Here is a 26460-nt window from a genome sequence, read left to right on the forward strand (position 1 = left end):
CGGGGGCGGAGAACTCGGTCGCGCAGCGGACTCGTGATGTCGAGTCGTTCTGTCGGGTGCTGTGGATGAAACGTCCAGCCACACGTCCTTGTTCCCTCTGAGAGTACCGCCGGGACCAAGGAGACAAGTGCTCGTCGATGACGGGAGTGTCTCGATCCTGTGACGGCTGCTCCGGCGAGGGGTGACGCGGTCGGGGAGCATGTCGTCCCGGGGCCCCTCCACGGGCGAACGGTAGGCTCGGTCCGTGCCGACCTCCGCCAACGACCCCGTCTCCCACGTCTCCGAACCCCGTGTGTACGACGCCCACAGCCTCACCGTGCTGGAGGGACTGGAGGCCGTCCGCAAGCGGCCGGCGATGTACATCGGCTCGACCGACACCAAGGGCCTGATGCACTGCCTGTGGGAGATCATCGACAACGCCGTGGACGAGGCACTGGCCGGGTACGGCGACGCCATCGAGGTGACGCTGGGCGGTGACGGGTCGATCACCGTAGTCGACCACGCCCGCGGTATCCCGGTCGACACCGAGCCGCGAACGGGCTTGAGCGGCGTCGAGGTGGTGCTCACCAAGCTGCACGCCGGCGGCAAGTTCGGTTCCGGATCGTACGGAGCCTCCGGTGGTCTGCACGGTGTGGGCGCCTCGGTGGTCAACGCCCTGTCCAGCCGGCTCGACGTCACCGTCGCCCGCGACGGCGCCCGGTGGACCACGTCGTTCCGGCACGGCACCCCCGGCGGCTTCGACGGCGAGGGCCCGACCGCCGCCTTTACCCCCAGAGGCGGCCTGGTCAGGGCGGGCCGGGCCCCCAAGGGCGCCACCGGCACCACGATCCGCTACTGGCCCGACCACAGCATCTTCCTCAAGGACGCCAGGTTGTCGGTGCCCGACCTGCACGCCCGGGCGCGGCAGACCAGCTTCCTCGTCCCCGGGCTGCGGATCGAGGTGACCGACGCGCGGGGACCGCAGCCGCAGGTCGAGGTGTTCCACCACGAGGGCGGCATCTCGGAGTTCTGCGACTACCTGGCCCAGGACCCACCGCTGACCGACGTGATCCGGTTGCAGGGGCACGACACCTTCGAGGAGACCGTGCCGGTGCTCGACGAGCGCGGCCACATGACCCCCACCGACGTCACCCGCGATCTCGGGGTGGACATCGCACTGCGCTGGGGCACCGGCTACGACACCATCACCAAGTCCTTCGTCAACATCATCGCCACCCCCTCCGGTGGCACCCATGTCCAGGGCTACGACCGGGGCCTGGTCCGGGCCATCGGCAAGGCGCTGGAGGGCACCCGGCTGCTGAAGAACGGCGACGAGGTGGCCAAGGACGACGTCCTGGAGGGGCTCACCACGGTCGTCACCGTACGGCTCGCCGAGCCGCAGTTCGAGGGACAGACCAAGGAGGTGCTCGGCACCCCGGCAGTCACCCGGATCGTCGCACGGGTGGTCGAGTCCGAGCTGGGGACGTTCTTCTCCTCGACCCGACGCGATGACAAGCAGCAGGCTCGGACCGTGCTGGAGAAGGTGGTCGCGGCCTCCCGTACCCGGGTGCAGGCCCGGATCCACAAGGAGGCCCAGCGGCGCAAGAACGCACTGGAGTCGTCCACCCTGCCGGCCAAGCTCAAGGACTGCCGCAGTAACGATGTGGATCGCTGCGAGCTGTTCATCGTCGAGGGTAACTCGGCGCTCGGCACCGCCCAGCGGGCCCGCAACGCCGAGTACCAGGCGCTGCTGCCGATCCGCGGCAAGATCCTCAACGTCCAGAAGGCGTCGATCACCGACATGCTGAAGAACGCCGAGTGCGCCTCGATCATCCAGGTGGTCGGGGCCGGGTCGGGGCGTACGTTCGACATCGACGCCAGTCGCTACGGCAAGGTGATCTTCATGGCGGACGCGGATTCCGACGGGGCACACATCCGGACCCTGCTGGCCACGCTGTTCTTCCGCTACATGCGCCCGATGATCGAGCACGGTCACGTCTACAGTGCAGTGCCGCCGCTGCACCGGTTCGAGCTGACCAATCCGAAGAAGGGCCAGGAGAAGTACCTCTACACCTATTCGGACGCCGAGTACGAGCGCAAGCGCGCCGAGCTGACCAAGAAGGGCACCCGGTTCAAGGAACCCCAGCGCTACAAGGGCCTGGGGGAGATGGATGCCGATCAGCTGATGGAGACCACGATGGATCCGCGGCACCGTACGTTGCGCCGGCTGACCCTGGAGGACGCCGCGGGGGCCGAAGAGGTGTTCGAGATGCTGATGGGCAGCGAGGTGGCGCCGCGCAAGGAGTTCATCATCGACGGTGCCTACCGGCTGGACCACGAGCACATCGACGTCTGAGCCGTCCGGGTCAGTGCTGCCTTCCGGGTCAGTCCTGCAATGACGGGGCGCACGATGGGTCGTGTCGGGGACACAGGGCCACAGCTCTACGTTTCACCCGTGCAGATCTGCGTGTCATTCGGCAACTTTGCGCGGGCAAAGCTCCTGCGCACGGAGCCAGGCCTCGAGATTCGCCAGGGTCGAGGCGAAGGCCGTCGTGTGGTCGGCGCTGTCGATCCCGTCCGGCACGTCGGTGGCGGTGATGGTGACCAGACTTCCCGACGGGTGCGGCGCCACTGTCCACGTCATGGTCATCGTCCCGGCGAACCGTGGGTCGTCGGCGACGAAGTCGGCCTCCTCGACCACCCGGGTCGGGCCCTCGATCGCCACGAACCGGACCTCGGTGACGTCGGTGTTCGCTCCGGACTTGCCGGGCACGGTGGGATCGTCGTAGCGGAGCACCATCCGGTAGCCGCCGCCGGGCCGGGCGTCGAACCACTCGAACCGGCCGGTCATCCCGGTCGGCGGGAGCCAGACCGCTCTGGCCTCGGCGTCCAGCAGGGCCGCGAAGACCGCGTCGGGGGTGGCCTTGATGACGGCCCGTCCGATGTCGGTGTGCGGCATCACCTCAGTCTAGGCCACCTGATGTGGTGGAGGTCACATTCGCTCCGACCGTAGCGGCAGACTGATCCGATCCGCCCGCCGTCGCCCTCGATGAGTCTCCGGGGTGAGACATGCACCCGCTACCATCGCAGGCGGGCGCGAGCTCGCTCTCACTTCCGAGGCATCGCGCCGGAGGGGAGTCGCGATGTCCGGTCACTCTCGCCGACCCGGGGCTGCCACCCGTCCGGGACGCGTCGTCGACATCGTCTGCCTGGTCGTGCTCGTGCTCATCGTCGTCTCGCAGCTGATCCGGCCGTCACCGCGGGACGCAGCGATCTTCGCGGGCCTCTTCGCGATCACTCTCCTCGGCGCTCTGGGGGCATTGCCGCTGCCGAGGATCCGGCTGCCGGAATCGCATCGGGGCATCGTGATCGCGGAGTCGATCCTGGCCGCCGTGCTCATCGCGGCCGGGCTGGCCCTGGTGATCGCCCCGCGCTCCGGCCCGGTCGACCTCGGTGTGGTCGCCGCCCTGGGTGTCGTTGCGGCGCCGCTGGTGTGGGGACGACGCGATGATCTCGCCGCGGCGCTGGACGTGGTCCCCGACGGCGAGCGAGTGCCGCTCAGCCGGGCGGGACTCGCCTGGGCCGCGCTGGCCGCCACCCTCGGGCTCTGGGAACTCGGTGCCTTCCTGCTCGGCTTCACCCGGACCCCGGACCCACCGCCGGCGGTGAGCGACCTCGTCGACCCGCTGATGAACGGGCCGCTGACCCGCGCCGCCGTGGTCGTGGTCTGGCTGCTGGTCGGCCGGGAGCTGACCCGGCTGGCGTGGCTGAGCGGCTCACGCGGGCCAGCCCCGGCCGGCCGGCCGGGCCCGGATGGAGCTGACTCGTCGGGGACCAGGTCCTCGGGTGGCGGGCAGCGGAGGAGTGATCGGCCGGATGGCGGCGTCGGGGAGGGTGGCCGACGGCAGGACGACTCTCGAGGTGACCGCGGATGAGCAGCGTCGTCACGGTCGGGGCCTACGTCGTGATCGTCCTGCTGGGGGTGCTGCTCGCGTCGTACTCCCGGCGGCACCCCGAGCACATCGCCCCGCTGCACCGACTGCTCAGCACGGTCTTCGCCTCGCGGGCCACCAGGATCCTGCTCGTCGGCTTCTGGTGGTGGCTCGGCTGGCACTTCCTCGTCGGCCCCACCCTCGATCCCTGACGGAGGCATCCCGGCGAACGGTCGGCATCGCGGAGGGCAGTGGACGAGGGCGTCGTGCAGCTCACCGGTCGGTCCGACAGCCGCCCGTCCCGCCGGGCAGCCGATGGCGGTGCCGTGCCACGAACCGATACACCGCCTGTGCCACCTGGCGGGCTCCCGGCGCTCGGAGGAGCCGCCCGATCGGCATCGCCGCCGGGCCACCGTGGGAGAGCACCTCGGCGAAGGCCATCGCGCCGCCCGCGGTCCGGCCGTCGTCGAGGACGACCCAGGCCTGTCGACGGCACTGGTCCTCGGTCAGCCCGACACCGGCCAGGTCGTGGCCTACGTACGGTGCGTAGTCGATGGAACTGCGCAGGTGTCGTCGCAGGAACTCCACCGAGGCGGTGCAGAACCCGCAGTCGGGGTCGTAGAGGAAGACTCCGCTCCGACCGGACCCCGTCGTCACTGCTGCCGAGACGTTCAGTAGCGCTGCGTCAGCCGGCCGGAGTCCACGTCGTAGTGGAAACCACCGACCAGGACGTCGCGGCCGACCAGCAGCGGATGCGTACGCAGCAGCGCCACGTCGAAGCGCAGGCCGGCCTCCTGGTCCGGTGTGCTGCCCAGCACCATCCCGGAGATGTCTGCGCCGGTGGCGTGGTGCACCTTGTCGGCCAGGAACTTGTCGTCCCCGGAGCCGACCGCGCAGCGGCTGTGCGGCACCACCATGATCCGGTCGACATTGAGCAGGTGGACACCGAGGATGCAGCCGATCAGGGCGTCGTGGGTGACCCGGCCACCCGGCGTACGGAGGATCTTGGCGTCGCCGAGCCGCAGCCCGATCATCTGCAGCGGGGTGATCCGGGAGTCCATGCAGGTGACCATCAGGACACCCGCCTTGGCGATGCCGTCGAACCCGCCGTCGGTGAAGGCCTCTGCGTAGTGGGCGTTGTTCTCGAGCAGGTCGGCGAAGTCCGCAGGGTGCATGACTTCGACCCTACTCCGGGAGACCGGGACCACCCTCCGGGGCCGCGGGACGTGGACCGGCCGCCGCGGCCGGGAAGGTCCGGCTGCCGATCGCCAGGATCGGCTGGGCCAGCGGATGCCCCGAGCCGTCGCGGCGCCCGTCGGCGGGCGGCAGGTCGATCGGCGCCCCCGAGGCGGCGCAGGCGATGGCCGGCGCCGGTCCGGCCCAGGCCGACGCCAGCTCGTCCTCACCCTTGAGGAACCGATGGCACCGGACGCCCTGGGTGGCCCGGCCCTTGCCCGGGAACTCCTCGAACCGGGCCACCTTCACGCTGCCGGCCTCCGCGCCCAGCAGCGCGCCCGACGCCGCGGCGAGGGTGACCACCACCGACCCATCAGCCGGCACGACGCCGAAGAACACCACCCGGGCGCCAGGATTGAGCTTGACACCGGCGACGCCGCCGCCGGTCCGTCCCTGGGAGCGTACGGCGCTCAGCGGGAAGTGCAGCAGCTGAGCATCGGAGGTGACGAAGCACAGCTCGGCGTCGGTGCGACCGCCCAGCCAGGCCGCCCCGGTGACCTCGTCACCGTCCTCGAGCCGGATCACCTCCCACTCGGACCGGGTGAGGATCTCCGGCCGCACCACCTTGACCACCCCACGGCGGGTGCCGACGGCCAGCCCGGGGGAGTCCGGGTCGAGCGGCACCAGGGCCCGGAACTCCTCCCCGGGCTCCAGCGCCAGCAGTTCCGACAGCCGGGAACCGCCCTGCAGGTTCGGGGCGGCGGCGGTGGGGGGCAGCACCGGCAGGTCCAGCGCGGACAGCTTGTGCACCAGCCCGGTCGAGGTGACCACCCCGATCTCCGAGCGGGCGGTGGTCCGGACCACCGCCGTGATGACGTCGTGCCCGGTGCGGGGCCCCTCGGCGGGCAGCGGATCCGCGGTCGAGGTGCGGGCCAGCAGCCCGGTCGCCGAGGCCACCACCCAGCACGGGTCGTCGCTGATCTCCAGCGGGCCGGCGGCCGCCGTGGCAGAGACCCCGGCGGAGGAGAGCAGCACGGTGCGGCGGGCGTCCCCGTACGCGGTGGCGACCGCGGTCAGCTCGTCGCCGACCAGGGCGCGCAGCTTCTCGTCGGACTCGATGATCTCGGTCAGTGCCGCGATCCGGGCGGTCAGCTCGTCGCGTTCCCCCTCCAGCTCCAGCCGGGAGAAGCGGGTCAACCGGCGCAGCTGCATGTCGAGGATGTACGTCGCCTGCACCTCGGTGAGGTCGAAAGCCTCGATCAGTCGGGCCTTCGCCTCGGCGGCATCCTCCGACTGCCGCACGATGGCGATCACGTCGTCGATGTCGAGGATGGCGATCAGCAGGCCCTCGACCAGGTGCAGCCTCTCCTCGGCGCGGGTCCGCTGGAACAGCGAGCGGCGCAGGATGACGTCGAGACGGTGGTCGAGGTAGACCTGCAGGGCCTCGATCAGGCCCAGCGTCCGCGGCTGGCCGTCGACCAGCGCGACGGTGTTGATCCCGAACGAGTCCTCCAGCTTCGTCCGGCGGTAGAGCTGCTCCAGCAGCGCCTCCGGGTTGAAGCCGTTCTTGACCTCGATCACCAGCCGGGTGGGATGCTGCAGGTCGGCGAGGTCCTTGACATCGGAGACGCCCTGCAGCTTCTTGCCCTGCACCAGCACTTTGATCTGCTCGATGATCTTCTCCGGCCCGATCATCGGCGGCAGCTCGGTGACGACGATCCCCTGACGCCGCGCGGTGAGCTGCTCGATCCGAGCGTTGGCGCGGATCCGGAAGGTGCCCCGGCCCGACTCGTACGCCTCGCGGATGCCCTCCAGACCGACGATCGTGCCGCCGGAGGCGAAGTCGGGACCCGGGACGAACCGCATGATGGTGTCGAGATCGGCGTCGGGGTGGCTGAGCAGGTGCCGCAGCGCGTGCACCACCTCGATCAGGTTGTGCGGCGGGATGTTCGTCGCCATGCCGACCGCGATGCCGGTGGAGCCGTTCACCAGCAGGTTCGGGAAGGAGGCCGGCAGGACCGCCGGCTCGGTCTCGTGACCGTCGTAGTTGGGCCGGAAGTCGACGGTGTCAAGGTCGAGCCCCTCGGTCATCGCCAGCGCGGCCGGCGCCATCCGGCACTCCGTGTACCGCATCGCGGCGGGTCCGGCGTCCAGGGAGCCGAAGTTGCCGTGGGAGTCGACCATCGGCAGTCGCATCGCCCACGGCTGGCCGAGTCGGACCAGTGCGTCGTAGATGGCGCTGTCGCCGTGCGGGTGGTACTTGCCCATCACCTCGCCGACCACCCGGGCGCACTTGACGTGGGCCCGGTCCGGGCGCAGGCCCATCTCGTTCATCGAGTAGAGGATGCGCCGCTGCACTGGCTTGAGGCCGTCCCGGGCGTCGGGGAGCGCCCGGGCGTAGATCACCGAGTAGGCATACTCGAGGAACGACGACTGCATCTCGTCGGAGACGTCGACGTCGATGACGTGTTCCTCGAACTCCTCCTCGTCGACGGTGCTGCTCCTGCGAGCCATCGCGGTCCTTCCCTTCTGCCCCGGCGAGCCACGGACCCGCGTCGACAAGCGGAATTGTCGCTGCTGCGGAGCCGTCCTCCGCCGACCGGGGCTATGGCGTGTCGGCGCGGGGCGTCTCCGGGTCCTGCCCGGACAGCGCCGCATCCAGCTTCACGTGGATCTCCCAGCCGTCCTGGCCGGTGAGCCACGGGACGGAGTGCGTACGGTCCATCTGCTCGCTCTCCAGACTGTCGAGCGTACCGTGCGCCAGCACCTGCTCCGCCGGGGTCAGCTGGCGGATGGCGACCGCCCGGACGTGATCGGGATACTCGTGGCTGAACCGGCCGTAGATCGCCGGGTCGTGCTGCCCGTCGTCGCCGACCAACACCCAGCGGATGGCGGGGAAGTCGCGGGCGAGCTGACGTACCTCCCGCTCCTTGTGCGCCCGGCCGGAGCGGAACCAGCCGGTGGAGGTCGGGCCCCAGTCGGTGAGCAGCATGGCGCCGAGCGGGAACCGCCGCGAGTGCAGGAACCGGGTCAGCGTCGGCTGGGTGTTCCACGAGCCGGTGGAGACGAAGACCAGCGGGGCACCGGGGTGCTCGGCGAGCAGGTCCCGGTAGAGCCGGGCCATGCCGGGCACCGCCTGGCGGGCCGACTCGTGCACGACGAAGGAGTTCCAGGCCGCGAGCATCAGCCGCGGCAGCATCGTCGAGATGATCGTGTCGTCGATGTCGGAGATGATGCCGAAGTCGATCGAGGGATCGATGATCTGGACATCGCCGGACGTGGTCCGGCCGTCGACGGTGGAGTACTCGATCCGCTGCCACCCGGCGGGCAGGCTGCCGTTCTCCAGTCGTACGTCGATGTAGCCGGACCGGTCGGTGGGCACCTCGATCGGGCCGCGGGAGGTGTGCACCACGATGGTGCCGCGGACCACGGGCTGGGCGAGGAAGTTGCGCCAGCCGCGGCGCTTGAGCAGCTCCCGGCCGATCACCCCGGAGGCGGACCGTTCCGGCGCCAGGGTGAGGCGGGCCATCACCCGGACGAACGTCGGATCGCCGTAGCCGGTGTAGGCGACGACGCGCTCCTTCCAGCCGAGCCGGCGCAGCACCCGGCCTATCGCCCGGTTCAACGCCTCCTCGACGCGGGCAGCGAAGAACGATCGCGACATGGCCCCGACACTACACACCCCGGGACGGATCACGGCAGTCGCCGGTCGGTCCCGCGGCCCCCGGCGGGTCGTCCCGCCGATGGTCCCGGGGCCTTCCACCGATGCCCCCGGTGGCCGGTCCGGCGGGCCTGTGAATCCGCTCGATCACGCCAGGGACCCGGCGGATCCGCCGGGGTGTGCGAAGATGGCCGGGTGAGTGGACCGGAACAGCTGACGGGCACGGACGAGCTGCGCACCGCGATCGAGGCCTGCGGGTACTTCCCGGCCCTCGTCTTCGACAGCGTGATGCTCTCGCTGGGCGAGGAGGCGATGGTCTCGTACGTCGTGCAGCACGAACCGACCATCACCCCCGACGGCATCCACCGACACGTGACCGTGGCGGTGCTGACGCCGACCAGGCTGATCATCAACCACACCGACGACGCCGACGCCACCGCCGGCTTCGGGGCCCAGGCGGCCTCCACCAGCGAGGTGGTCGGGCTGCGGCGGATCGCCTCGGTGAGCCTGAGCCGGATCGTCAACGAGCCGAGCCGCTACCGACCGGACCAGGTGGCGGTGCAGGAAGCGCTGCTCACCGTGGCCTGGGGTTTCGCCTCCCGGATCGACCTGGAACCCGCCACCTGTGACAACCCCGACTGCGACGCCGACCACGGTCTCACCGGTCAGCTGGTCGGCGACGACCTGGTGCTGCGGATGAGCAGCGACGCCGACGGCACCGAGGGGGTCGGCCAGCTGGTCCGTTTCGGTCTGGCCCTGCAGCGCTCCACGAACATCTCATGACACCGCTGGCGGGCCCGGTGTACCCCGCGGCCGACCAGGTGACCCTGCCGCGATACCACCACGGATCGCTGTGCGACGTCCTGCCGGCGATCGGGGCCCGGCTGGGCCTCGGGGGAGCGGACCCGCTCGGGTTGCCGGCGGGTGACCGGTGGGTACTGGTCCTGGTCGACGGGCTGGGTCAGCTGCAACTCGCGGACCACGCCGACCACGCCCCGTACCTGGCCTCGCTGCTGCGCGGCGAGGGGAACCATCCGCCGGTCGACGGCTTCACCAGCGGGCTGCCCTCGACCACCGTGACGAGCCTGACCAGCCTCGGCACCGGCCTGGTGCCCGGCCGGCACGGGATCATCGGCTACTCGGCCCGACATCCGCGCACCGGCGCCTTCCTCAACATGCTCACCTGGGAGGGGGAGGACGATCCGGTCTCCCTGCAGCCGCACCCGACCCGGCTGCAGGCCTTCGCCGACGCCGGCATCGCGGTCGGGATGGTGGCCCCGGCCCGGTTCGAGGGCTCCGGGCTGACCCGGGTCGCCCTCGACGGCCCCCGCTTCCACCCGATCCACGACGAGCGCGACGAGGACGGCCGGGTCGCCGCGATCCTGGACGCGGCCACGGCCGGTCCGCGCAGTGTCGTCTACGCATACGAACGTGAACTCGACCACACCGGGCACGCTCGCGGAGTCGACTCCGGCGAGTGGCGCCACCAGTTGCGCCGCATCGACGCGATGCTCGAACGGGTCCGCGAGGAGCTGCCCGACGACGTCCGGATGGTGATCACCGGGGACCACGGAATGGTCGACATCCCCGAGGAACACCGTCTCGTCGTCGAGGACGTCGCCGCCCTGCAGGGCGACGTCGAACTGGTCGCCGGCGAGGGGCGGTTCCGCCAGCTCTACACCGCGCCGGGGTGCGCCGACGCGGTCGCCGACCGGTGGCGCCGGGAACTCGGTCCGTACGCCCTGGTCCGCAGCCGCGCCGAGGCGATCGCCGAGGGGTGGTACGGGGAGGTCGATCCCGAGGTGCTGCCCCGCTACGGCGACGTCGTGGTGGCGATGCTGGCGGACTGGGCGGTGATGACCCGTACGCTGCCCGGCGAACTCGCTCTGGTCGGCATGCACGGGTCGCTGACCGCCGCCGAGATGTACGTCCCCCTGGTGGTGGACTGAATGGCCGAACTGGTCTTCTTCACCGGCGTGATGGAGTCCGGCAAGTCGACCCTGGCCCTGCAACTGGACCACACCATGACCACCGGCGGGCGACGCGGCCGGGTGTTCACCTGCGATGACCGGGCCGGCCGGCAGGTCGTCACCTCACGGCTGGGGCTGAGCCGGGAGGCCGTCGAGGTGACCGACGGGTTCGACTTCTGGCACCACGTCATCGGCGAACTCACCCACGGGGAGCGGCTGGAGTACCTGATCTGCGACGAGGCGCAGTTCTACCGGCCGGTGCACGTCGACCAGCTGGCGCGGATCGTCGACGAGCTGGGCCTGGACGTGTACGCCTTCGGGTTGCTGACCGATTTCCGGACCGAGATCTTCCCCGGCTCCCGCCGCCTGGTGGAGCTCGCCGATCGGCTGGAGACGCTGCAGGTGACCCCGCTGTGCTGGTGCGGTGCCAAGGCCACCACCAACACCCGCACCGTCGACGGCTGGATCGTCACCGAGGGGGACCAGAAGCTGATCGGCGACGTCACCGCCGGCGGCAGCGGTGACGGCGGGGTCGTCGGGTACGAGGTGTTGTGCCGCAAACACCATCGGTCCGGCACCACCCGCAAGGTGGTCGCGCTCGGATCGGCGGCCGAGCCGCTACCGCTGGCGTCCCCCGACCAGGAGCCGCTCACTGTCGACCAGGAGACTCTCGCGGTGTCGGAGGATCAGGAATCCTGATCGGAGCCGCTGCCGAAGACGATCTCGTCCCAGCTCGGCACGTGCGCCCGCTTCCGGGGAGTCCGCCGGCGCGGCGGCGGGGCGTCGCCCTCCACCAACGGCGGCTGGTCGGCGCCGGGCTGGGGACGCCGCTGCGCGGCGGCGCGGGACGCCGCCCGGTTCGAGGGACGTCGCGACTCGTCGTCCTCGTCCCCGTCCGGGGCGCCCGGCTCGGCATCCTCGTCCCCGGGGAGATCGGGCACCAAGCGGGGACCCGAGTACTCCTCGCGGTCCCCGTCGACGCCACGCAGCATGCTGAGCGTGTCCTCGTACCCGGACAGGGTGTCCTCGTAGGTGCTCATCATCTCGTAGAGCGTGTCCATCTCGGTCGGACCCTCGTCGTCCCAGTCCTCGTCGAGGTCGTCCTCCGGCGCCATCCGGGCGCGGCGCTCCTCCTCGGTCAGCTCCAGGGTCGGCTCGGTGTCCAGGTCGAGCGGCGGCAGCGGCAACTCGCCGAGCATCCACCGGGCGTCCTCGTTGGCGGCCACCGAGTAGCGTCCGTCGACGTCGAAGTTGAACACCGCCCGGCGGCCCCCGTCGTCGGTGGGCAGCTCGGCGATCACCTGCCAGCGGCGGCGCTCCACCCGGGCCGCGGACCACTCCACGGTGTGCGGATCGAGGTCCAGGGCGCGGAGCTGCTCGGTGACGACGGCCTCCAGCCCCCGATGTGCCGGCGAATCACCGGCGCGACGGACGTTGGCCTCCCGGGCGAGGTCGGCGATGTGCTCACGTTCGGCCAGGATCGGGACGGCGTACCCGGCGAGTTCGGCGGGCTCGACCCCCGCATCGAGGGCGACCTCCTCGACACTCGACCCGGACCGCAGACGGTCCTGGATCTCGCGCAGTGTCAGAGAGCTGTCCATGCCGGCCAAGATACCCCGGTGGACGGGCGCGCCCCAGCGCAACCCTCAACCTAGACTCACGGGGTGACCTCCCCGCTCTCCCGCTACGACGCCGTTCTGCTCCTCTCCTTCGGCGGGCCGGAGCATCAGCAGGACGTCGTGCCGTTCCTGCGCAACGTCACCCGCGGCAAGGACATCCCGGAGGCACGGCTCGCGATCGTCGGTGAACACTACCGCCGGTTCGGCGGCCGCAGCCCGATCAACGACCAGAACCGGGCCCTGCTGGCCGCGCTGCGGAGCGAGTTGGCCGCCCGCAGGATCGACATCCCCGTGGTGTGGGGCAACCGGAACTGGGCACCGTACGTGGCGGACGTCCTCGCCGACCTCGCGACCCGCGGCGCCCGACGGGTGCTGGCCGTCACGACCAGCGCCTACCCCTCCTACTCCGGCTGTCGCCAGTACCTGGCGGACGTCGACCGGCACTGCCCGCCCGGGTTACGGGTCGACACGGTGCGGCCGTACGCCCTCGACGACGGGTTCGTCACCGCCAACCTCGACGCGATCCGGGCCGCCCGGGCCGCGCTCGTCGCCCAGGGTCACCCCGATCCGTACGTCCTGTTCGTCACCCACTCCATCCCGCTGGCGATGGCCCGGACCTCCGGTCCGGCCGGCTCACCGGAGCGGGAGGGGAATCCCGGTGGGGCGTACGTCGGCACGCTGCAGACCGTGGCAGAGCGGATCCTCGCCGGGCTACGGACCGACGCCGGCGGCGTTCCGGCGCACGGCATCGGGTACTGCTCCCGCTCGGGGCCGGCGGCGGTGCCGTGGCTGGAACCCGACGTCAGGGACGCCTTGCGGTCGCTCGCTGCCCGGGGCGTGCCGGCGGTCGTCGTCGCGCCGATCGGGTTCGTCAGCGACCACATGGAGGTCGTCTACGACCTGGACGTGGAGGCGGCGGCCACGGCGCGGGAGCTGGGCCTGGCGATGTGCCGGGCCGCCACCGCGGGCACCCACCCGGCGTTCGTCGCGGGACTCGTGGACCGGCTGATCGCCACCGCCGCCGACCCGGTCGGGTGTCCGACCGGGTGCTGCCCCCGTCCAGACCGCCCTGCCCGCACCGTCGCGCCGGGACGGTGACGCGCTGACCGGACGGCCCGCCCCGGACCGCCACGAGGCACCGGATGTGTCCTACCGGACGTCGTGGTGGCCGGCCGGTGGTGCGAATCCGTCCGGTCCGGGGACTTGACAGCCATGGTATGAATGCCCCTGTATTGGTCCACCGAGGTGGCCCCGCAGCGACTGCAGGGGCCGTGATGGGGAAGGCAGGAATGGCCACTGATTACGACGCTCCTCGTAAGAACGAGGAGGATGTGAGCGAGGACTCGCTCGAAGCCCTCAAGAACCGTCGCAACGACCAACAGTCGGGCAACGTGGACGAGGACGAGGTGGCGGCCGCCGAGTCGTTCGAACTCCCCGGCGCCGACCTCTCCCACGAGGAACTGACCGTCAAGGTGCTGCCCAAGCAGCAGGACGAGTTCACCTGCGCCAGTTGCTTCCTGGTGCGCAAGCGCAGCCAGATCGCCAAGATCGACGGCGATCTCATCTACTGCACCGACTGCGTCCGCGGCTGATCTCCCGCCTGCCGCAGGTCGGTGGGCAGAGGTCGGCCGACGCCGCGGGCCGAGCGGCATCGAAGGGGCTCAGGTGACCACACCTGAGCCCTTCGTGCGTCCCGTTGGCCTTCGTGCGTCCCGCTGAGGGCTGAGGGTCGACGGGCTGAGGGTCGAGCTCGGATCAGATCTTCATTGCGATCCGGTGCGGCTTCGGCTTCTTGCCGCCGCGGGACAACAGATAGCGGGTGCCGACCCGCTGTGCCACCACCTGGGCGACGGCCAGACCGGCGGCGCTGGCCAGAGCCCACAGGATCGCCGCGGTGGCATCGGCCTCCGGATCGGTCGGCTCCGGCGGCTCCTCCCCGGTGACGTACTGCCATCCGGCGGTGAGCAGCTTGTGCGTCACCACGGTGGCCGCGGCCCCCGCGACCGCGGTGTAGACCTTGTACACGAGAGCGTCGGCGATGGCCATCGGGATCCCTTCACACGAGCGAGCGATGGGTCCATCCTAGGGCGGCGGTGCCGTCCTGGAGCAAGGAGATGGTTAGGTAGGTCCGTGGCATATCGGGAACGACTCCTGCTGTCCTGGTGGTGGATCGTGGTGATCGCCGGGGTGATCCTCTCTGTGGCGGTCGTCTACTTCGTCTACCAGCCGCCGCGGATCGCTGGGGCTGTCACCCTCGGCCTGGTGGCCCTCGCCGCCGGGGCGGCGGCCGCGGGCAGCATCCGCATCGCGCTCGAGCCGGTCGGCCTGCGGGTGGGTCGCAACCTGGTGGAGTGGCCGTACGTCGCCGACGCCCGTGCCCTGACAGCGGAGGAGTCGCGGGACCGGCTGGGGCGCGGCGCGGACCCCCGTGCCTTCCTCGTCACCCGGCCCTACGTCCGCCGGGCGGTCGAGGTGACTCTGGCCGACCCGGCCGACCCGCACCCGTACTGGCTGGTGAGCTCGCGTCACCCCGAGGAGCTCGCCGACGCGATCCGCCGGGCGGCGCACCGATGAGCCCGGCCGAGTCGCCACGGCGGGAGGTCGGCACCGAGGGCGAGGAGCGCACGGTCGCGGTCCGGATCGTCCGGCTGGATCCGGACCTGCCGCTCCCGACGTACGCGCGGGCGCTCGACGCGGGCGCCGACCTGCATGCCGCCGAGGACGTCGACCTGGCGCCGGGGGAGCGCTGCCTGGTCGGTACCGGCATCGCCCTGGCGATCCCGCCGGGCACTGCTGCTTTCGTCCACCCACGCTCCGGGCTGGCGGCGCGGGAGGGGCTCAGCATCGTCAACAGCCCGGGTACCGTGGATGCCGGATATCGTGGTGAGGTCAAGGTGTGCCTGATCAACACCGACCGGCACCGGACGATCCGGATCCGTCGCGGCGACCGCATCGCGCAGCTGGTGATCCAGCCGGTGCTGCGCGCCGCGTTCACCGAGGTCACCGAACTGCCGGCCTCGGAACGGGGCACCGATGGACACGGCTCGACCGGCACCCGGTCGTCCGCAGGACAGGAGAACGCATGATCTTCGGACGCAAGCGCAAGGCCCGCCGCGACGCCGCGGACCCGGAGGAGGAGCGCCCGGACACGGTGACGGACGCCGACACGACGGAGACCACCGACACCACGGAGACCACCGACACCGAGGCGTCCGCCGCGGCGGACGAGGCCGGTTCCGGCGGGGCAGCGTCCACCGAGGACGCGACGACGGAGGCCGACCGGCCGGTCGACTGGCGCGGGGCCGAGCCGGAGGATCCGTGGGTCGCGGTGGATGCCCGCGACTGGCGCCAGGACGGGCCTTTCGACATCGACGAGGTCGACCTCGAGGGCGACCCGGTGGGACGGATGGACCTCGGGGCCCTGGTCATCACGCCGATCGACGGCATGGAGGTGCGGTTCCAGGTGGAGCAGACCTCCGCCCGCGCGACCGCGGTGCTGCTGTTGCACGACGAGTCCGCGATGGAGCTGAGTGTCTACGCCGCGCCGCGCAGCGGCGGACTGTGGGCCGAAGTCCGCCAGGAAGTCGCCGAGCTGGCCCGTCAGCAGGGCGGCACGGCCGAACTGGCCGAGGGGCCGTTCGGGGTCGAGGTCCGCCGGATGATGCCGGTGGTCACCCCGGACGGACAGCAGGGGCTGCAGCCGACCCGGATGCTGATGATCGAGGGGCCGCGCTGGGCCCTGCGCGCCGTCGTGTACGGCCGGGCTGCGATCGACTACGCCGACGAGGCGGTCACCGCCGAACTGCGTGAGGTGCTCCGCGACACCATCGTCCGTCGCGGCGAGTCGCCGATGCCGCCCGGGAGCATCATTGCCCTGAGCCTGCCGCCGGAGCTCGACGAGCAGATCCGGTCGGCCACCCAGGCGGAGACCGAGGCCCAGGCCGAGGCGGAGGGCCAGCGGCGTACGCTGCCCGATCCGACCGGCCAGTCGAGCGCGATCCAGGGCTGACGTGGCCGAGGACGCTGAGATGGCCGAGGACACGGTCACCACTGTCGGGGTCGGTAGCATCGTCGGGGTCGGTAGCATCGTCGGGCCGGTCGACGTCGGGCCGGTCGCCCACGGCGGCCACTGCGTGGCCCGGCTCGACGGCCGGGTCATCTTCGTCCGGCACGCCCTGCCCGGCGAGTCGGTCCGGGTGGCGCTGACCGACACCTCGCACGACCGGTTCTGGCGCGGCGACGCGGTCGAGATCCTCCGGGCCGCGCCGGGCCGGGTGGCGCCCCGCTGTCCGATCGCCGGACCGGGCAGGTGCGGCGGCTGTGACTTCCAGCATGCCGATCCGGCGACCCAGCGCGGACTGAAGGCCGCCGTGCTGCGCGAACAACTGGCCCACCTGGCCGACCTCGACGTCGACGTCGAGGTCGAGCCGCTGCCCGGGGGCGGCTTCGGCTGGCGCACCCGGATGGCGTACGTCGCCCGGCACGGCCGCGCGGCGATGCGGCTCCACCGCAGCAACGAGCTGATCGACGTCCCGGACGGCGGCTGTCCGCTGGCCGTGTCCACCCAGCCCGACCCGCACACACTGGCCGCGGCCCTCGGCGATGACGACGATCACGCGCTGCGGGTGGTCACCGCGGCCACCGGGACGACCACCGTCCTCGTCGACGGCGTCGTCACCGATGGCCCCGACGAGCTGGTCGAACGGGCCGCCAGCCGGGACTGGCGGGTCGACGCCGAGGGCTTCTGGCAGGTCCACCCGGACGCCGCCGACACCTTGGCGAGCGCCGTCCTGGAGCCGCTGGCGGCCCAGGACGGGGAACGGGGCTTCGACCTCTACTGCGGTGTGGGGCTCTTCGCCGGGGCACTCTCCGATGCCGGGGTCCGGATGTGGGGCGTCGAGGTCGACAACCGGGCGATCGAGCTGGCCCGGAGCAACGTCCCGGCGGCGCGGTTCACCGCCGGCCGGGTCGACCGGGTGCTGCGCCGGATGCCCCGGTCCACCGACCTGGTGGTGCTGGACCCGCCCCGGACCGGTGCCGGCAAGGACGTCATCGATGCGGTCGCCGACCGCAACCCCCGGGCCATCGCGTACGTCGCCTGTGACCCCGCGGCCCTGGGCCGTGACCTCGGCCGGCTCCGGCGCCAGGGCTACGAGCTGGCCTCACTGCGGGCCTTCGACCTGTTCCCGAACACCCACCACGTCGAGTGCGTGGTCATCTGCGTGCCGGCCATCCGGCACTGAGGGCGCCTCATCCGGCACTGCGGCCGCCGTCGCGAACGCGCCGCGGTAACGGGCCGCCGGGTGCCGGTCGGGGAGACGATCGGTGCCGAAGAGCTTCCGACGCAGGGTGCCCGGCCGGTAGGCCTCCTTGGCGAGTCCGCGCCGCTGCAGGGTCGGCAGGAGCAGCCGGTTGAACTCCTCGTAGCTGCCCGGCAGCCGCCAGTTGATGACGTTGATCCCGTCCACCCCGGCGGCCCGGTACTCCGCCAGCACGTCGGCGATCCGGTCCGGTGTGCCGGCCACCAGCCCGCGCCGGATCCGGTCGCCGACCAGGTCCCCGAGGGTCGGCTCACGGCCGTCGACCGCAGCGCTCACCCAGTCGACGTGGCCCCGGCCACCGTTGTTCGGGATGTCCTTCAGCGGGGTCTCCGGAGGCAATTGCGAACCGTCCGGGAGGACGCCGAGGGCGGTGTGCAGCTGGTAACCCAGCACGGAACTGTAGGCGGTGTAGTCGGCCAGCTTCGCGCGGACCTCGTCATCGGTTTCCCCGACGACGAAGGTCAGTCCCTGGAAGAACAGGATGTCCTCCGGCCGCCGTCCGGACGAGCGGGCGAGCCGGCGGGTGTCGGCGATGTGGCGCCGGGCCACCTCCGGGTTCGGCGTGGTGATGAAGACGGCCTCGGCGTGCCGGGCGGCGAAGGCGATGCCGCGCGGGGACCCGCCGGCCTGGAACAACAGTGGCGTACGTTGGGGCGACGGCTGCACCAGGTGCGGTCCCTCGACCGCGTAGTGGTCGCTGCGATGGTGGATCTTGTGCACCCGGCGCGGGTCGGCGTACCGGTTGCCGATCCGGTCCACCAGGACCGCGCCCTCGTCCCAGGACCCCTCCCAGAGCTGGTACAGGACGTCGACGTACTCGTCGGCCCAGTCGTAGCGGGCGTCGTGGTCGACCAGCCCGGGCAGGTTGAAGTTGCGGGCGGCGTTCTCCTGGGTGGAGGTGACGATGTTCCAGGCCACCCGTCCCGCGGTCAGGTGATCGAGGGTGGAGATCTGGCGTGCGAAGTTGAACGGCGGGTTCTGCATGATGTTCGAGGTGTAGGCCAGGCCGATGTTCTCGGTCGCCAGCGCCAGTGCGCTGATCAGCACCGCCGGGTCGTTGGAGGGGATCTGCAGGCCCTCGGTGACGTTGGCGTCGAAGCGGCCGTCCGCCGGACCGTACAGTCCGGTGACGTCGGCGAAGAACATCGCGTCGAAGAGGCCGTCCTCGAGCGTACGGGCCAGTCCGACCCAGAACTGCAGGTCGTTGAAATCGACCTGGTGGGCGTCGGGGTGGCGCCATTGGCCATGGTGGATGTGACTGGGGGTGTTCATCAGGAACGCGTTGAAGGCGAGGGGCGTGTCGGTCATCCGTGGGTCTCGGTCCGGGTCGGGGTCAGGAGGGGTCCGTGGCCGCCCCCGGCGAGGTGCGGGGCGGCCACGTGCTGCGGTCGGCTCAGGCGGTGACCGCGTCCGGCTGCGGGATGGGCGCCAGTGCGGCGTGGATGAACGAGGCGACCGGCACACCGTTCAGCTCGTGGTCACCCACTGTCCGGGCCTGGTGGAAGCTCGGGTTGTTCGAGGAGATGGTGCGCGCGTTGCGCCACAGCCGATCCAGCTGCCGGGAGGAGGCCGTCGCCGAGGCGCCGCCGACCTCGAAGATCCGCGAGGTGATCCCGAGGACGTCCTCGATCACGACGGACCACAGCTGGGCCACATACGCCTCGGCACTGTCGAAGTCGAGGTCGGTGATGATGCCCGCGCGGTGCAGCTCGAGGGCGGCACCCACCCGGCGTGACCCCTCCAGCACACCTGCTCGGACCAGCGTGGTGCGACTCCGTACGGTGCCGACGGTGAACAGGGCCGCCTCGTCGTGGGACGGGGCCACCAGTGGGTTCCAGGCGTTGCGTGACTTGGCCTGGACGAATCGGACGATCTCGCTGGTCGCCGCCTCGGCGATCCCCACCAGCGCGGACAGCAGATTGAGCTGGTAGATCGGCCAGATCAGGGTGCGATCGCGGCCGAGCGGGATGACGAAGCGAGGATCGACCGGCACGTCGACGAAGGTCGTCGTTCCCGACGCCGTCAGGCGCTGACCGAAGCCGTCCCAGTCATCGACGGTGGTGACCCCGGGCTGGGCGGTGCTCACCGCGACGTGGACCAGCGAGCTCTCGCCGTCGGCGCCGACCAGTTCGGCGGTCACCCGGGTCCAGTCGGCGAAAATGGTCCCGGTGGTGTAGTACTTCCGGCCGTTGAGGAGGAGCTTCCCGTCCCGTTCGACGATGCGGGTGATCGGATTGCCGTAGTTGCCGGTCTTCTCCGTTTCCGCATTGCCGACCAAGGCCCCGGAAGCGATCTCCCGGAGCCAGAACGACCGGTACTCGGCGTCCTCGGAGACGAGGACCTCCTCGACGAATCCGATGTGGCCGCGCAGAGCCTGGACGATGTTGCTGTCGGCGGCGGCGACGTCGATCAGGACCTCGGTGAGCTGGTCGAACCCGGCGCCGAAGCCGCCCTGTTCGATCGGCAGCCGCAGGCGTCCGATCCCGGCTTCGGCGAGTTCCCTGATCTCGGCGAAGGGAAGGCGACGGTCGCGTTCGCGCTCCACGGCACCCGCGTGGATGCGCTCCAGCAGGGGAGCGAAGCGGGCCCGGAGCTGGTCGGTGGTCGGTGAGCCGGTCGTGGTCATGTGATCTCCCTGGCAGGTCGGGTGATGGGTGTGGGGACGGTCGGGGTGGCCACCGGTCAGCCGGCGGTGCCGACCGTGTACTGGACGGCGCGGTGGCCGCCGTTGAGCAGGTGCGCGCCGGTGAGCCGGGCGCGGTAGATCAACGGGTTGTGCTGGGCGAGGACCCGGGCATTGCGCCAGTGCCGGTCCAGCCCCCGTGAGCGGCTCGTCTGGGAGGCGCCGCCGACCTCGAACAGCTGTGTCGCCGCCCGCAGCACCTGCGGAGCGATGGCGAGTTGGGCCTGGTAGGCGCTGATGTCGATGGCCGTGAAGTCGTCCTCGGTCGCGGCCCCGGCGGCGACCAGGGCCTGGACGTGCTCCAGTTGGTCGACGAAGGTCCCGAAGGTGGCCCGGGCGGCGTACGCCACCGCCGACAACTCGCCGATGATCTGCTGCACCTGCGGGTCGTCGGCGGGCAGGGTCGTGTTCGCGTGGCTGTACGTACGCCTGCGGTGACGGACGTACTCGACCGTGTCGCGCACGATCGCCTCGGCGATCCCGGTGAGGTTGGCCAGGTGGACCGACTGGGCCAGCGCCTGGGCGTGGCTGGCCTCGCTGCTGTACTGCTGGAAGAGCAGCTCGTCCGGGTCGACGGTGACGTCCCGGAACACTGTCGTGCCCGACGCGGTGAGTTGCTGGCCGAAACCGTCCCAGTCATCGGTCATGGTGATCCCGGGGGCGTCGGCCCGGACCCGGACCCAGACGCTGGTGCCCTCCGGGCCCTCGGCATGGACGTTGATCCAGTCGGCGTAGAGGCTCCCGGTGCTGTAGAACTTCGTGCCGTCGAGCCGCCATCTCTCGCCGTCACGTGTGACCCTGGTGGTGACCTGGCCGGCGGCATTGTCGGTCTCCGTGACGGCGTTGCCGACGATCGCACCCGCCGCGATGCGGGTGAGCCAGCGATCGCGGAGCGGATCGCCGGCCGGGCGGAGCAGCACCTGCTCGACCCACAGCAGGTGGGCACGGAGTGCCTGGACGAGGTTCGGGTCGGCGGCGCCGAGGGCGACGACGAACGGATAGAACTCGGCGAGGCTCAGGCCGTCGCCGCCGTACTCGACCGGCACCCGCAGCCGGGTGTAACCGGCATCCCGCAGTGCCGTCACGGCATCGTGGTCGATGACGTGGTCCGTCTCGCGGTGGACGGCGCCGGCGGCGATCTCCTCGAACACCGGGGAGAGGCGTTCGCCCGCGGCCCGGACCTCCGGGCGTGGCTCGGGACCGAGGGGCCGGGAGAGGACGTCGCGGTCGGTCCGGGCCAGCCGGTGCTGAGGTGCGGCGCCGGAGGGGATGTCGGTGGGCATGGGGTCTCCTGGGATCATCGGGTGGCGGAGCCGCGATGGGTGTTTCGTCACCGCCGCGCGGTTCCTGATGGACACGGTTTCTGATGGACAGCGTGGCGGTCAGGCGGAGGCGGCAGTGAGCTGTGAGCTGATCGATTCCAGCCGGTCGGAGGCGGTGGAGAGGTCGCCGCCCACTCGGAACCGGCTGCCGCGGTGGTCGTCAGGCAGGCGATCGCCGGCGCCGAACAGCTTGTGGCGGAGCGTCCCGGAGGTGTACTCGGTCTTGTAGCGTCCGAGCTTCTGCAGCTCGGGGACGACGTACGTCACGATGTCCTCGAACGTGCCGGGGGTGATCACGTAGGCGAGGTTGAACCCGTCCACGTCGGTCAGGTCCTGCAGCTCGGCGAGCCTGCGGGCCACCGTCGCACCGGAGCCGACGAGGATCGGCCCGAATCCTCCGATACCGATGTACTCGCTGAAGTCACGGACGGTCCACGGTCGGCCGTCCCCCCGGCGGGCGCCGAGGATCGTCTCCACCGTGGACTGGATCGCGTTGGACTCCACATTGCCGACGGGCTCGTCGAGAGCGAACCGGGACAGGTCCACACCGGTCCATCCGGACAGCAGCACGAGTGCGCCCTCAGGATCGGCGTACCGGCGGTACTCCTCGAACTTCGCCTCGGCCTCCTCGTCCGTCGCACCGGTGATGACGGTCTGCATGGCGAAGACCTTGATCGCCTCACGGTCCCGGCCGGCGGCTTCGGCGGCGGCGCGCAGCTTGCGGACACTGTCGGCCGTGAGCTCCGCCGTCGGTGTGCTGATGAACACGGCCTCTGCGTTCTCGCCGGCGAAGCGGACACCGCGCCTGGACGTCCCGGCCTGGTAGATGACCGGGGTCCGCTGCGGGCTGGGCGCGGTGAGCGCGATGCCGGGGACGTCGAAGTACCGCCCGTGGTGGTTGATCGCGTGCACCTTCGCCGGGTCGACGAATCCGGCCTCGGGATCGTCCAGCACTGCGTCGTCGTCCCACGAACCTTCGAGCAGCTTGTAGATCACCTCCAGATACTCGTCGGCGTGGTCGTAGCGCTCGTCATGGGACATCTGGTCGTGGTGCCCCATGTTCTGGGCGGCCGACGGGAGATAGCCGGTGACGACGTTCCAGCCCACCCGCCCGTTCGTCAGGTGGTCCAGTGTTGCCAAGCGGCGGGCGAACGGATACGGGTGTTCGTACGCCGTGCCGGCCGTCACCCCGAAGCCGAGATGATCGGTGACCGCGGCCATCGCGGAGACCAGCAGGATGGGGTCGTTCACCGGCACCTGGGCGCCGGTCCGGAGCGGCGCCTCGTTGGTGGCGCCGTACACGTCGTACGTTCCGAGGACATCGGCGATGAACAACCCGTCGAAGAGCCCCCGCTCGAGGGTCCGGGCGAGGCCGGTCCAGTAGGAGAGGGTGGCGTAGTCGCGGGCGTGGTCGTCGGGGTGGCGCCACAGGCCGGGGGACTGGTGGGCGACGCAGTTCATGTCGAACGCGTTGAAGAGGATCTCGCGGCCGGAGGGGCGGTTCTCGGTCATGATCGAGCTTTCGGTTCGTCGGGTCAGAGAGTGCCGGTGCGCGGCGGCCGCTGCCCGGTGAGACGGAAACGGCCGAGGTGCTGGTACTTCCAGCGCACCGGGTCGTGCAGCGTGTGGGTGCGGGCATTGCGCCAGTGACGATCGAAATTGCCGGCCCGCGCCACCGCTCGGGTGCCGGAGACCTCGAAACCGCCCTCGGTGACGGCCAGAGCGGCCTCCGCGGCGAGGATCTTCAGCGCCGCGACCGCGAGAGTGGCCTCGGTCGCGTTGTCCTCATCGGGCTGCCGGTGGACGGCGTCGACGGCTTCCCCCGCGACCCGCAGCTGGGCCCGGGCAGCCCGGACGCGGACGTCGAGCTCACCGATCCGTTGGATCGTCAACGGGTCATCGACCGCCTTGGTCACGCCGGCCTCGTGATGGGGCCGCGAGGTCGTCCGGACGAAGGCGGCGGCCTCGGCCAGGGCGCCCTCGGCGATGCCGGTGTCGATCGCGCCGTGCAGCAGCTGGGCGTACGCGCCGTAGCCGTACGGTCCGCTGACGGCGTCGCCACGCCGTACCACCCGCGCGGCGGGGACCCGGACGTCGTCGAGATGCACCTGTCCGCTCGCGGTGGTGCGCTGGCCCATGCCGTCCCAGTCGTCGAGGACGGTCACCCCGTCGGCGTCGCGGCGGACGAAGGCCACCGCGTTCTCACCGCTGCCGTCGAGCTCGGCCAGCACCGGGATCCAGGTGGCGAAGAGCGCGCCGGTCGCGTACCCCTTGCGCCCGTTCAGCCGGTAGCCGCGGTCGCCGTCGGGGGTCAGCACGGTGCTGATCGACAGGGCGGTCGGCCCCTTCAGTTCCGACTGCGCGTTGCCCAGGCGGGCGCCGTGCAGCACCTCGTCGTACAGCTCCTCACGCAGCGGCTCAGCTGCGGCGAGGCGGAGGAGATTGAGATACACGAAGTGCGAGTGGGGGATCTGGGCGATGTTCGGATCCGCGGTGGCGAGGATCCGGATCACCTGGGCGATCGTCGAGGGCGTGGCGCCGGCGCCACCGGATTCCCGCGGGATGCTGAGCGCCAGCAGACCGCTCGCGCTGAGGACCTCGACCTCCGCGGCGGGCAGGATGCGCCGGGCGTCGCGTTCGGCGGCTCCGCGGGCGAATGTGGAGGCCAACCGCTCGGCGGCGGCGAAGGCCTCCTCCGGGTCGAGCACGGGAACGCGCTGGGCGGCGGCGGTCTCCCGGTCTGCGGGCGGGTGACGGAGAATGTCGGTCATCGCCGCCTGCCCCTCAGATCGCCGCGGCGAAGGGCACGTGACTGACGGCCGGCTCGTCCCGGCGCGCCGGATGAGCCCACACGCCGCGCTCCTCCAGGATGGGGAGGACGCCCTCCCCGAACCAGTACGCCTCTTCCAGGTGCGGGTACCCACTCAGCACGAACTTCGTCAGCCCCAGCGCCGCGTACTCCTGGATCCGGTCGGCGACCTCGGTGTGGGATCCGACCAGGGCGGTCCCGGCGCCGCCGCGGACCAGGCCGACGCCGGCCCAGAGATTCGGCGACACGACGAGATCGTCCTTGGTGCCGCGGTTGAGCTCCAGCATCCGGCGTTGGCCCTCCGATTCCGAGCGCCGCAGACCGGCCTGCACGCGTTCGATCTGTTCCGGCGCGATGCCGTCCAGCAGCCGGCCGGCGGCGGCCCACGCCTCCTCGGCGGTGTCGCGGGTGATGACGTGCAGGCGGATGCCGTAGTCGACCCGGCGGTGTCGCTCGTCGACGAGCCCCTGGATCCAGGCGATCTTCTGCCGCACCGCGGCCGGCGGCTCGCCCCAGGTCAGATAGACGTCGCAATTGTCGGCGAAGACCGGCCCGGCCGCGCCGGAGGAGCCACCGAAGTAGAGCGGCGGGCGCGGCGGCCTCCGGTGCAGCGTGGCGCCGTCGAGATCGAAATAGTGGCCGTGGTGGTCCACCGGCGCGGTCGACTCCCACAGCCGTCGGAAGACCTGCAGGAACTCATCGCACCGGGCGTACCGGCCGGCCTTGTCCTCGTAGTCGCCATAGGCGCGCTGCTCGTGCGATTCGCCACCGGTGACGACGTTGAGCAGCAGCCGTCCGTCGGTCTGCCACTGCAGAGTGGCTGCCATCTGGGCGGCGAGGGTGGGGGAGATGGCACCGGGCCGCAGCGCGACCAGGAACTTGACCCGTTCGGTGCGGCCGGCGAGCAGGGCCGCCGTGATCCAGGCATCCTCGCACCAGGCGCCGGTCGGGATGAGCATGCCCTCGAACCCCAGTTCGTCCGCGGCGGTGGCGATCTGGGTGAGGTATTTGACCGAAGCCGGCCGGTCCTTGATCGCGGTGTAGGCCGGTAGACCGTGGCCACCGCCGATGATCTGGCGGGAATCGCCGTAGGTGGGCAGGAACCAGTGGAAGTCCAACAAGACGGAGTCAGTCCTTTCGTGCTGTTCAGGAGCGGTGGCGGGTGCGTCCACCGGGGTGTTCGGTGCTCGGATCAGACAGTGGTCGGATCAGACAGTCGTCGGATCCGACAGCTCGCTGGAGGGGACAGCTCGTCGGATCAGACAGTGGTCCGGGCGTACGGCAGGGCGTCGACGAACGCGTCCAGGGTGGCGTCGAGGCGGTGCACCGCGGACTCGTGCAGCCGTACGCTGCCGTCCGGGCCGACGGTGAGCTGGGTGTCGGTGACCAGGTGGCTCTGCACCACGTGGCGGGCGCCGAGGGCCTGCAGGACCGGCCGCAGGGCGTAGTCGAGGGCGAGGGCATGGGCCAGCGAGCCGCTGGTGGCCAGCGGCAGCACCGTCTTGCCTTCCAGGGCGGTCTGCGGCAGCAGATCGAGCCAGGCCTTGAGCGCGCCGGAGAACGACGCCTTGTAGACCGGAGTGACGATGACCACCCCGTCCGCCCGGTCCACCGCTTCCTGACTGGCCCGGATCTCCGCATTGCCGAAGTCGGCGTGCAGCAGAGCCTCGGCCGGCAGGTCACGGACGGACAGGTGATCGACCTGGTGACCCTCTGCGGCCAGCTGGGCGCCGACGAGGTGGGCCAGGGCGTTGCCCCGCGACGTGGCGGACGGGCTGCCGGAGACGGTGAGCAGGTGGGTCATGAGAGGCCTTTCCGGGACGCGGGGAGGGGCGATGCTTCGACACCTCGACGCTAATGCCGGCCATAAGCAGCGTCAATACACTAGCAAATCAATAGGGATTATTGCGATAAATCGGCGTCTTTCCGAGGATCGAGCGTGCCGGGTCGCGGAACAAGAGTCTGCGCAGCCGGCGGGTGACGGAATG

General features: G+C 71.0%; 26 protein-coding genes. 12 read left to right on the forward strand and 14 right to left on the reverse strand.

The window, feature by feature from the left end:
• The first annotated feature begins 244 nt into the window (after positions 1-244).
• Entirely contained in the window at positions 245-2335 is a 2091-nt protein-coding gene (locus R0145_RS07470; protein WP_411742086.1) for a type IIA DNA topoisomerase subunit B, read from the forward strand.
• Between the two features lie 114 nt (positions 2336-2449).
• Here the strand turns inward: R0145_RS07470 and R0145_RS07475 are convergent, their stop codons facing one another.
• Positions 2450-2938 (reverse strand): SRPBCC domain-containing protein, encoded by a 489-nt coding sequence (locus R0145_RS07475; protein ID WP_317839724.1) that lies wholly within the window; start codon positions 2936-2938, stop codon positions 2450-2452.
• A 184-nt stretch (positions 2939-3122) separates the two neighbouring features.
• Between R0145_RS07475 and R0145_RS07480 the strand changes: the two genes are divergently transcribed.
• Together R0145_RS07480 and R0145_RS07485 are read left to right on the forward strand one after the other, a co-directional pair.
• Positions 3123-3914, forward strand: a complete 792-nt coding sequence (locus R0145_RS07480) for a hypothetical protein (protein WP_317839725.1) — start codon at positions 3123-3125, stop codon at positions 3912-3914.
• The gene (locus R0145_RS07485) at positions 3911-4123 is read left to right on the forward strand and encodes a DUF6186 family protein (RefSeq protein WP_317690189.1); all 213 of its coding nucleotides are present in this window, start codon (positions 3911-3913) and stop codon (positions 4121-4123) included. The genes R0145_RS07480 and R0145_RS07485 overlap by 4 nt, the downstream gene beginning before the upstream one ends.
• A 61-nt stretch (positions 4124-4184) precedes the next feature.
• Here R0145_RS07485 and R0145_RS07490 read toward each other — a convergent pair whose 3' ends face one another.
• The 4 genes from R0145_RS07490 to R0145_RS07505 form a co-directional block, all read right to left on the reverse strand.
• Positions 4185-4568: a DUF393 domain-containing protein gene (locus R0145_RS07490; RefSeq protein WP_317839726.1), complete on the reverse strand. Its 384-nt coding sequence runs from the start codon at positions 4566-4568 to the stop codon at positions 4185-4187.
• Positions 4569-4582: 14 nt separating this feature from the next.
• Entirely contained in the window at positions 4583-5086 is a 504-nt protein-coding gene (locus tag R0145_RS07495) for a carbonic anhydrase (RefSeq protein WP_317690191.1), read from the reverse strand.
• Between the two features lie 10 nt (positions 5087-5096).
• The gene (locus tag R0145_RS07500) at positions 5097-7601 is read right to left on the reverse strand and encodes a DNA topoisomerase IV subunit A (RefSeq protein ID WP_317839727.1); all 2505 of its coding nucleotides are present in this window, start codon (positions 7599-7601) and stop codon (positions 5097-5099) included.
• 91 nt (positions 7602-7692) lie between these two features.
• Positions 7693-8571, reverse strand: a complete 879-nt coding sequence (locus tag R0145_RS07505) for a phosphatase domain-containing protein (RefSeq protein WP_317840186.1) — start codon at positions 8569-8571, stop codon at positions 7693-7695.
• 372 nt (positions 8572-8943) lie between these two features.
• Between R0145_RS07505 and R0145_RS07510 the strand changes: the two genes are divergently transcribed.
• From R0145_RS07510 to R0145_RS07520, 3 genes are read left to right on the forward strand one after another with little or no spacing between them, the layout of a single operon-like run.
• On the forward strand, positions 8944-9531 hold the full coding sequence (locus R0145_RS07510; protein ID WP_317839728.1) for a DUF5998 family protein: 588 nt from the start codon (positions 8944-8946) through the stop codon (positions 9529-9531).
• Entirely contained in the window at positions 9528-10697 is a 1170-nt protein-coding gene (locus R0145_RS07515; RefSeq protein ID WP_317839729.1) for an alkaline phosphatase family protein, read from the forward strand. The genes R0145_RS07510 and R0145_RS07515 overlap by 4 nt, the downstream gene beginning before the upstream one ends.
• On the forward strand, positions 10698-11417 hold the full coding sequence (locus R0145_RS07520; protein WP_317839730.1) for a thymidine kinase: 720 nt from the start codon (positions 10698-10700) through the stop codon (positions 11415-11417).
• On the opposite strand, the gene sepH is transcribed toward R0145_RS07520, so the two are convergent.
• Positions 11405-12319, reverse strand: a complete 915-nt coding sequence (gene sepH, locus R0145_RS07525) for a septation protein SepH (protein ID WP_317839731.1) — start codon at positions 12317-12319, stop codon at positions 11405-11407. The two genes, R0145_RS07520 and sepH, sit on opposite strands and share 13 nt — an antisense overlap.
• 63 nt (positions 12320-12382) lie before the next feature.
• Here sepH and R0145_RS07530 point away from each other — a divergent pair, with 63 nt between their 5' ends.
• Positions 12383-13435, forward strand: a complete 1053-nt coding sequence (locus R0145_RS07530) for a ferrochelatase (protein ID WP_317839733.1) — start codon at positions 12383-12385, stop codon at positions 13433-13435.
• A 191-nt stretch (positions 13436-13626) separates the two neighbouring features.
• Positions 13627-13929 (forward strand): DUF4193 domain-containing protein, encoded by a 303-nt coding sequence (locus tag R0145_RS07535; protein ID WP_317839734.1) that lies wholly within the window; start codon positions 13627-13629, stop codon positions 13927-13929.
• A gap of 163 nt (positions 13930-14092) precedes the next feature.
• Here R0145_RS07535 and R0145_RS07540 read toward each other — a convergent pair whose 3' ends face one another.
• Positions 14093-14383, reverse strand: coding sequence for a DUF4235 domain-containing protein (locus R0145_RS07540; protein ID WP_317839735.1), 291 nt, complete (start codon positions 14381-14383; stop codon positions 14093-14095).
• An 84-nt stretch (positions 14384-14467) separates the two neighbouring features.
• Here R0145_RS07540 and R0145_RS07545 point away from each other — a divergent pair, with 84 nt between their 5' ends.
• Genes R0145_RS07545 through R0145_RS07560 form a run of 4 tightly spaced genes read left to right on the forward strand, consistent with a single transcriptional unit; the run spans position 14468 to position 17580 of the window.
• Positions 14468-14911 carry a DUF3093 domain-containing protein gene (locus R0145_RS07545; protein WP_317839736.1) on the forward strand — a complete coding sequence of 148 codons (444 nt, stop codon included), beginning with the start codon at positions 14468-14470 and terminating at the stop codon, positions 14909-14911.
• The gene (gene dut / locus R0145_RS07550) at positions 14908-15423 is read left to right on the forward strand and encodes a dUTP diphosphatase (RefSeq protein WP_317839737.1); all 516 of its coding nucleotides are present in this window, start codon (positions 14908-14910) and stop codon (positions 15421-15423) included. The genes R0145_RS07545 and dut overlap by 4 nt, the downstream gene beginning before the upstream one ends.
• Positions 15420-16346: a DUF3710 domain-containing protein gene (locus tag R0145_RS07555; RefSeq protein WP_317839738.1), complete on the forward strand. Its 927-nt coding sequence runs from the start codon at positions 15420-15422 to the stop codon at positions 16344-16346. The genes dut and R0145_RS07555 overlap by 4 nt, the downstream gene beginning before the upstream one ends.
• A gap of 19 nt (positions 16347-16365) precedes the next feature.
• Positions 16366-17580: a class I SAM-dependent RNA methyltransferase gene (locus R0145_RS07560; protein WP_317839739.1), complete on the forward strand. Its 1215-nt coding sequence runs from the start codon at positions 16366-16368 to the stop codon at positions 17578-17580.
• Here R0145_RS07560 and R0145_RS07565 read toward each other — a convergent pair.
• The 7 genes from R0145_RS07565 to ssuE form a co-directional block, all read right to left on the reverse strand.
• Positions 17500-18966 (reverse strand): NtaA/DmoA family FMN-dependent monooxygenase, encoded by a 1467-nt coding sequence (locus R0145_RS07565; RefSeq protein ID WP_317839740.1) that lies wholly within the window; start codon positions 18964-18966, stop codon positions 17500-17502. The genes R0145_RS07560 and R0145_RS07565 overlap by 81 nt on opposite strands.
• A gap of 85 nt (positions 18967-19051) precedes the next feature.
• Positions 19052-20284 carry an acyl-CoA dehydrogenase family protein gene (locus tag R0145_RS07570; RefSeq protein ID WP_317839741.1) on the reverse strand — a complete coding sequence of 411 codons (1233 nt, stop codon included), beginning with the start codon at positions 20282-20284 and terminating at the stop codon, positions 19052-19054.
• A gap of 56 nt (positions 20285-20340) precedes the next feature.
• Positions 20341-21624, reverse strand: a complete 1284-nt coding sequence (locus R0145_RS07575) for an acyl-CoA dehydrogenase family protein (protein WP_317839742.1) — start codon at positions 21622-21624, stop codon at positions 20341-20343.
• Positions 21625-21723: 99 nt separating this feature from the next.
• Positions 21724-23175: an LLM class flavin-dependent oxidoreductase gene (locus tag R0145_RS07580; protein WP_317839743.1), complete on the reverse strand. Its 1452-nt coding sequence runs from the start codon at positions 23173-23175 to the stop codon at positions 21724-21726.
• Between the two features lie 23 nt (positions 23176-23198).
• Positions 23199-24434 carry an SfnB family sulfur acquisition oxidoreductase gene (locus R0145_RS07585; protein WP_317839744.1) on the reverse strand — a complete coding sequence of 412 codons (1236 nt, stop codon included), beginning with the start codon at positions 24432-24434 and terminating at the stop codon, positions 23199-23201.
• A 13-nt stretch (positions 24435-24447) separates the two neighbouring features.
• Complete coding sequence (locus R0145_RS07590) at positions 24448-25593, reverse strand: LLM class flavin-dependent oxidoreductase (protein WP_317839746.1); 1146 nt, start codon at positions 25591-25593, stop codon at positions 24448-24450.
• A gap of 137 nt (positions 25594-25730) precedes the next feature.
• Positions 25731-26276: an NADPH-dependent FMN reductase gene (ssuE, locus tag R0145_RS07595; RefSeq protein ID WP_317839747.1), complete on the reverse strand. Its 546-nt coding sequence runs from the start codon at positions 26274-26276 to the stop codon at positions 25731-25733.
• Positions 26277-26460: the final 184 nt, after the last annotated feature.

It is taken from the genome of Raineyella sp. W15-4 (genome assembly GCF_033170155.1).
Lineage (GTDB): Bacteria > Actinomycetota > Actinomycetes > Propionibacteriales > Propionibacteriaceae > Raineyella.